Here is a 6,697-nt window from a genome sequence, read left to right as displayed (position 1 = left end):
CGGCTATATCGAGCGTCGCGACGCTCGATATAGCCGTGACCGGTCATGCCATGCCGTTTTCCTGGGCGCATGAAATGAACATGTTCGCCTTCTCGATCGGCAGCGTCATGGCCGCGGTCTTCGTTGCTCTTATTTTCGCCCGGCTGCGGCACGAGGACCCGGTTCCGGTGCTCGCCCGGCCGTCCCTGATGGTTCTTGTCGCTCCGTTTGCCGTCGGCTTCCTGGCCTATACCAACGTCACCGGCTCGGTTGACCTCTTCGCCACGGTTCTGTTCTACTTCGCCTTGTTTCTGATGCTTGTGCTGTCGCCGATGGTCTTTCGGACGCATGTTCTCTTCAGCATCGCCTGGTGGGCCATCAGCTTCCCGCTTGCCGCTCTGTCGATCGCGTTCTTCCGATACGCCAGAGCCGCTGAAAGCGATGTCCTCGTCGGTCTGGCAGGTTTCATGTTCGTATTCCTTACCGCCGCAATCACGGTCGTCTTCGTTCGCACGGCCGGCGTCGTTCTGACCGGCAAGCTTTTCGAGGTTCGGTGATGTCCACCCACAAGATCGCAATCGTCGCGATGCAAGGCGTGCAACTGCTCGATGTGATCGGTCCGTCCGACGTCTTCGCGGAAGCGAACCGCCAGAGCGGTCAGGACTACTATTCGGTGGAGATCGTCAGCACGTCAGACAGCCCCCTGCGCGGTTCGTCCGGATTGGTGCTCGTACCCGATCGCTCGATCGACGACGAACCCTCCCCTGTCGATACGCTGCTGGTTGCGGGCGATCCGCTGATCCAGGAACGACCGATCTCGGATGCTCTGCTGCGCTGGGTGAAGGAGACATCCGCTCGCGCCAGTCGCTTCGGTTCGGTCTGCTCCGGCGCCTTCGTGCTTGGCGAGGCGGGTCTGCTCGATGGCAGGAAAGCGACGACGCACTGGTCCCAGGCTGCAGAGTTCTCGAAGCGCTTTCCCGAGGTGAAGCTCGAGCCCAACCGTATTTTCACGAAGGATGGCAACGTCTGGACGTCCGCGGGCGTAACGGCCGGGATCGACCTGGCGCTTGCTATCGTCGAGAAGGATCTCGGTCTGGAGATCGCCCTCAAGGTCGCGCGCGAACTCGTCGTCTTCCTGAAGAGACCAGGGGGACAAGCGCAGTTCAGTACGCTGCTCGCCGGACAGATCGCCCAGAAGACGCCCATCCGTTCGGCCCAGGACTTCATTACCGACAACCTCGCCGCCGACTTGACCGTCGCCGCGATTGCGAGGCGCATCGGTATGAGCGAGCGAAATTTTTCCCGGCAGTTCAAGCACGAAGTCGGCATGACGCCGGCCGACTACGTCGAAAGCATGCGGCTGGAAGCGGGACGGCGGCTGGCCGAAGACACCAGCATTCCGCTCAAGAAGATTGCCGCGGACATCGGCTTCACCGACGACGTCGCCTTCCGGCGGTCGTTCGTTCGCAGGTTCGGCACCTCGCCGGCCGCCTATCGAAGAAGCTTCGGATCTTAAGACGCCTGCGCCAGAACGCGGCTCACGCCCCGCCCAGGCGCCTGATGTTGCCCGCCAGTTCCGCCGCAAGCCTGGTGGCAGCCGCCGTCGCGCCGGCCATTTGCGGAAGGATCAACCATTCGAGCGTCCAGGCGGAACCGGAGCGTTCCTGCTCGTGGATGAGAGCCTGATGCACGCCCGCGAGCTGAGTTGCATTGAACCGTGCCAAGGTGACAAGCACCTCCGCCGCAATCGGGTTCTGCTTGTGCGGCATGGCGGAGGAGCCGCCGCCGCCGGACAGCACGATCTCCTCGCCGGTTTGCGCCATTAGCGCCACGTCTTGGCCGAACTTGCCGAGGCTGCCGGTGATCAATGATAGCAGATTGGCGAAATCCGCGACCGCCGAACGCTGGCTGTGCCATTGCGGACAATCGACCAGCGCAAGCTCCTCGGCGAGCGTCTCGCGAACCGCTTCCGCCTTGTCCTCGAGCTTTTCGAGCGTGCCCGCGGCGCCGCCGAACTGCACGGCGAACAGGTCGCGGTCCATGGCCTCGAGGCGGTCCTGGTGGTCGAGGAGCGGCTCGATCCAGGAGCGCAGGCGGTCCGAAACCGTGACCGGGATCGCCGCCTGCATGCGCGTGCGCCCCATTAAGGGACGAAAACCCCATTGCCGGTCGCATTCGTCGAGCGCCGAGACGACATCGCGGAGCCGGCCGCTGAAGAGTTCGGTGATCGCTTTCAATCGCAGCATCAGGCTGGTGTCGATGACATCCTGGCTGGTGGCCCCGAAATGCACATGGCTCGCGGCGTCACCGCCAACCGCTACACGCAGTTGCCGGACGAGTTCCGGAACAACGACGCCGTCTGCCGCCGTCGCACGGCGCAACGCCACGACGTCCGGGGAAAAGGCGCGACAGGCCTCGGTGATGCGATCGGCTGCAGAACGTGGAATGATGCCGTGCTCCGCTTCGGCCCGCGCCAGCGCCGCCTCGAAGGCGAGCATGGCGCGGATATCGGCCGCAGCCGAAAATTCCGCCGCGACGACCTCGTCACCGAGAAGACCGGAAAGATAGGGATGGTCAAAGGCCGAGTAGGTCATTCCACATCTCCAGGATCTCGTGCTTCCGCGGCGCGGGAGCAGCGACCTCAAAGGCACGAAGCAAACGCGGCCAAGGCCGCCGCACGATGATCATATATCCAGGAAGACGGTTTCCTTCTCGCCCTGGAGATGAATGTCGAATGTATAACTAGGCGCCGCGCCCGCCGCGACAAGCGTCTCGGCGCGATGGCGATGCTCGATACGGGCAAGCAGCGGATCCTCGGCGTTGGCCGCCGCCTCGTCCGGGAAATACATCCGCGTATGAAGGCCGATATTGATGCCGCGCGCGACGATCCAGAAGGTTATGTGCGGCGCCATCAGGCGGCCGTCCTTGAATGGCACACGGCCCGGCTTGACGGTTTCGAAAGTGAAGACGCCGTCCTCGGCGCCCGTGGGGCACCGGCCCCATCCGGTAAAATTGGGATCGGCGGCGCCGCGCATCTCCGAGGGAGAATTGTAGAGGCCGGCGGCGTCCGCCTGCCAGATCTCGATGAGCGCGTCCCTGAGCGGCATTCCCGCGCCGTCGATCACCCGGCCCTTGACGGTGATGCGCTGCCCGAGCGTCTTGTCATTGACCATCGAAGCGCCGAGGTCGGCTTCGTAGACGCCCGCAATGCCGCAGAAGTTCGGCGTCAGGCCGATATGGACATAAGGCCCGGCGGTCTGCGAGGCGGTTTCCTTGAGATAGCCAAGTTCCTGAACCATCGGTTGCCCCCTCAGTTGCCTTCCGGCCGGTTTTCGAAGAACGTCGACCGGCGGCCGCGCAGAACGATGTCGAACTTGTAAGCTCGTGCGTCCATCGGGATCGTGTTCGCCCAATCGAGCGGCGCGATCAGTTGCTCGATCGCCCGGCGGTCCGGGATCGTGTTGACGATCGGACATTTCCAGATCATCGGGTCGCCCTCGAAATACATCTGCGTGATCAGCCGCTGGGCGAATCCGTGCCCGAAGATCGAGAAATGGATATGCGCCGGCCGCCAGTCGTTGACGCCGTTCGGCCAGGGATAGGCGCCCGGCCGGATCGTCCGGAAGAAATAGTGACCCTCGTCGTCGGTGATCGTCCGGCCGCAGCCGCCGAAGTTCGGGTCCAGCGCGGCGAGATAGCTTTCCTTCTTGTGGCGATAGCGCCCGCCGGCATTCGCTTGCCAGAACTCGAGCAAAGCACTCCGCACGGGCAGGCCGCGCTCGTCGAGCACCCGGCCATGCACGATGATGCGTTCGCCGATCGCGCTTTCGCCGGGCTTGGCGAAGTTATGGATCAGGTCGTTGTCGAGTTCGCCCAGTATCGAATGGCCGAAGACCGGACCGGTGATCTCCGAGATCGTGCCGTCGAGCGAAAGCAGCGCCTGTTGCGGCGAGCGCAGCACGGAGGTCTTGTAACCGGGCGTAAAAGCCGGCGCATGCCAGTCGCGGTCGCGCTGGAAAAAGGCGCCCGTTTTGGGCTTGCGGTTCTGCCTGGCCGACATCGTCATTGCTCCTCTCAGGCCGCCTTGCCGGCGTCCATTTCACCCAAGACCTGCTTGGCGATCTTGATCGCGTGGTTCGCCGCCGGCACGCCCGCATAGATCGCCACGTGCAGCAGCGCCTCGCAGATATCCTCGCGGCTCGCGCCGGTATTGGCCGTCGCGCGGACATGCATCGCCACTTCCTCGTCCTGGCCGAGCGCGGCGAGTAGCGCGATGGTGACGATCGACCGCTCCCGTTTCGTGAAGGTCGGGCGCGACCAGACATGGCCCCATGCGGCTTCGGTGATCAGATCCTGGAAAGGTCGATCGAAATCGGTTGTGGCCGATTGCGCGCGGTCGACATGCTTGTCGCCGAGAACGGCGCGCCGTGTCGCCATGCCTTGACGATAGCGCTCGGAGGGCGCGGAGGCATCAGTCATCTTTCCTGTCTCCATGCATCACGAGTTCGATGAACGGCCGCAGTAGCGCGGTCAATATCTCGGGCTGTTCGACGCAGGGGATATGCCCCGCGTCGCGGATCACCTCGTAGCGCGCACCGGGAATGAGCCGCGCCATCGAGAGCACCAGATCCGGAGGCGTCGAACCGTCCTCTTCGCCGACCACGCAAAGCACGGGAACGGCAATCTTCTTGGCCGCCTCCGTGTAATCTGCGTCGCGGATTGCGGCACAGGTTCCGACGTAGCCCGGTACCGGCTGCCGGACGAGCATGTTGCGATAGCCGATGAGCGCTACATTCTCCGGCCGCCGGAAGGCCGGCGTGAACCAGCGCTCCAATACAGAATCGGCGATCGCCTCGATCCCGCTGGTCTCGATCGCGGCGATGCGCGCGTCCCACATCTCCGCCGTGCCGATCTTGTGCGCGGTGTCCGAAAGCACGAGCGCACGCACCAGGTCCGGACGACGCTGATAGAGCGACTGCGCGATCAGCCCGCCGACGGAAAGCCCGCAGACGACTGCCTGGCGGACCGTGAGCAGGTCGAGCAAGGCGGCAAGGTCGGTCGCATGATCCTCGATCGAATAGGGAACCTGGCCGACATCGGAAAGGCCATGACCCCGTTTGTCGTAGAGAACGATTGCGAATTCACCGGCAAGCCGGACGACGACATCGCGCCAGATCCGGAAATCGGTGCCGAGCGAATTGATGAAGACGAGGACGGGCTTTTCTCCCGTCGCGCCAATCACCTGATAATGAATCGTGATGTCGTTGATACGGGCGAATTGCACGGCACATCTCCTCCGTCACCAAATTGGATCTTTGATCTGGTTAAGTAAAATGATATTTCACCGGCTTCCATTAACTAATGGGTTATGGGTTTCATGGTCGATGCTCGCGTCAATGAAAGGCGCGCTTAACAATAGCACCGGACCCAGAGTCCAGGGTACGAAAGCGCCACTAAAAGCAAGCTATGAACAGGAACGGAAAACCACGGCGTCGAGCCTGAGCCGCTTAGACGCCACCGCCCTCCAAGCGCCTTTTTCCTTCGACAGTCTCTGGTGGGACCGCGCTCATCCGTTTGGTTGCATCCGCGAGTGATCGCCTGTCGCCGGGGGAGGCAGCTCCAGCCGATTAGAAGCGCCTTAATTAAAAGCTTGCTCCATTAGACTTTAGTAGCATAGTCTGATGCCCATCGCTTTGGGAGGAGCACGATGGTTGAACGCGTAGAAGCCGAAAAACTGTCCAAGCAAACCGCCACGAAAGTATGGTCAGTCCGCGAGTTCTGCCGACGGCAGCACTTGTGCGAGGAGGAAGAACGGCGCTTGACGCGGCTATTCGGCGGGTTCGCCACATCCAGCGAGCTGCTGCACAATGCGAAGCGCGCTCCCAGGTGGAGATATTGAGGCTTGGGGCGATGGGATCCCGCGTTCATCGCTGACGCGGGCCCGGTCGAGCGCCATGAGGTCGGCGATGAATGGCGCGATCCCTTGGGCCTCCGCGGTTGCGGGTTCTTCACAGTGCGCGACCGACGCATCGCCTTCCAGGGTGACGACTGGGGCAAGCTCTCCAGCGGTCGGCTTCATCCGGAATCACAGGCCTGAATAAGGGCAGCCCGCATTGTCGGACTTGCCGAGGGCTTTCAGCACAAATCGAATCTGCTCGCGCAGGGCGACTTCGCTGTCTCCGCCGCGTTGAACGCAGTGCTCGATCAGGCTCGGATGGACGAACGGCATAACGGCCGTATTGACGGCCCGCGCCGCTTCTGCGGCATCTTCGATCTCGAACGCGCCCGCCTCTATGCCCTCGCGGATGATCGCCTCAAAGATCGCTATCATCCGCTCGTCATATGCCTTGATCGCGGGCCAGTTTTCCCGCACGGCGGCGGTAACCAGGTCATGCATGCGCTTTGCCTCGGTCAGCTGCGTCTTGGTGTGGTGGTGAACGGCGGTCAGGACCTGGTCAAGTTTCTCCAATGGCGACACGCTCGTGCGTGCGATCGTAAGGGCCAAGTCGGCGGCATCGTTCACAATCCGACCGCAGACGGATTCACTGATCGCATCCTTGGAAGGGAAGAAGCGGTAGATGTTCGCTCGGCTAATGCCGAGTTCGGAGGCGATGTCGGCCACCGATGTCTTCTGATGACCGATGCGGCGGAAGTATTCCTCCGCCACTTCCAGGATGCGCGCGCACCCTTTCGGCATCAGTCCCCGGTCGGACCGGAT

General features: G+C 62.7%; 9 protein-coding genes and 1 pseudogene. 4 read left to right on the top strand and 6 right to left on the bottom strand.

The genetic code is table 11. The features are described from left to right. Both QN219_RS25000 and QN219_RS24995 read left to right on the top strand, forming a co-directional pair. Nucleotides 1–536: pseudogene (locus QN219_RS25000) on the top strand (C4-dicarboxylate ABC transporter); the annotation flags it as partial. Further along, complete coding sequence (locus QN219_RS24995; RefSeq protein WP_284002783.1) at nucleotides 536–1,495, top strand: GlxA family transcriptional regulator; 960 nt, start codon at nucleotides 536–538, stop codon at nucleotides 1,493–1,495. The pseudogene QN219_RS25000 and the gene QN219_RS24995, both read left to right, overlap by 1 nt. Before the next feature lie 22 nt (nucleotides 1,496–1,517). Here QN219_RS24995 and QN219_RS24990 read toward each other — a convergent pair whose 3' ends face one another. The 5 genes from QN219_RS24990 to pcaD form a co-directional block, all read right to left on the bottom strand. After that, nucleotides 1,518–2,573: a 3-carboxy-cis,cis-muconate cycloisomerase gene (locus QN219_RS24990; protein ID WP_284002782.1), complete on the bottom strand. Its 1,056-nt coding sequence runs from the start codon at nucleotides 2,571–2,573 to the stop codon at nucleotides 1,518–1,520. A gap of 90 nt (nucleotides 2,574–2,663) precedes the next feature. Beyond that, nucleotides 2,664–3,278, bottom strand: coding sequence for a protocatechuate 3,4-dioxygenase subunit alpha (gene pcaG / locus QN219_RS24985; protein ID WP_284002781.1), 615 nt, complete (start codon nucleotides 3,276–3,278; stop codon nucleotides 2,664–2,666). 11 nt (nucleotides 3,279–3,289) lie between these two features. Continuing rightward, the gene (pcaH, locus tag QN219_RS24980) at nucleotides 3,290–4,039 is read right to left on the bottom strand and encodes a protocatechuate 3,4-dioxygenase subunit beta (RefSeq protein ID WP_284002779.1); all 750 of its coding nucleotides are present in this window, start codon (nucleotides 4,037–4,039) and stop codon (nucleotides 3,290–3,292) included. 14 nt (nucleotides 4,040–4,053) lie between these two features. Beyond that, nucleotides 4,054–4,458 (bottom strand): 4-carboxymuconolactone decarboxylase, encoded by a 405-nt coding sequence (gene pcaC / locus QN219_RS24975; RefSeq protein WP_284002778.1) that lies wholly within the window; start codon nucleotides 4,456–4,458, stop codon nucleotides 4,054–4,056. Then, nucleotides 4,451–5,263 (bottom strand): 3-oxoadipate enol-lactonase, encoded by an 813-nt coding sequence (gene pcaD / locus QN219_RS24970; RefSeq protein WP_284002777.1) that lies wholly within the window; start codon nucleotides 5,261–5,263, stop codon nucleotides 4,451–4,453. Before pcaD ends, pcaC begins: the two co-directional genes overlap by 8 nt. Before the next feature lie 423 nt (nucleotides 5,264–5,686). On the opposite strand from pcaD, the gene QN219_RS24965 reads away from it, so the two are divergent. Further along, complete coding sequence (locus QN219_RS24965) at nucleotides 5,687–5,878, top strand: hypothetical protein (RefSeq protein WP_284002776.1); 192 nt, start codon at nucleotides 5,687–5,689, stop codon at nucleotides 5,876–5,878. Nucleotides 5,879–5,881: 3 nt separating this feature from the next. Beyond that, the gene (locus QN219_RS24960) at nucleotides 5,882–6,076 is read left to right on the top strand and encodes a hypothetical protein (protein WP_284002775.1); all 195 of its coding nucleotides are present in this window, start codon (nucleotides 5,882–5,884) and stop codon (nucleotides 6,074–6,076) included. Here the strand turns inward: QN219_RS24960 and QN219_RS24955 are convergent. After that, nucleotides 6,065–6,676: a TetR/AcrR family transcriptional regulator gene (locus tag QN219_RS24955; RefSeq protein ID WP_284002774.1), complete on the bottom strand. Its 612-nt coding sequence runs from the start codon at nucleotides 6,674–6,676 to the stop codon at nucleotides 6,065–6,067. The two genes, QN219_RS24960 and QN219_RS24955, sit on opposite strands and share 12 nt — an antisense overlap. Nucleotides 6,677–6,697: the final 21 nt, after the last annotated feature.

Origin of the sequence: Sinorhizobium sp. 8-89 (assembly GCF_030124325.1) — a bacterium.
Classification (GTDB): domain Bacteria; phylum Pseudomonadota; class Alphaproteobacteria; order Rhizobiales; family Rhizobiaceae; genus Sinorhizobium.
This window is presented reverse-complemented; position numbering and strand designations above follow the sequence as displayed.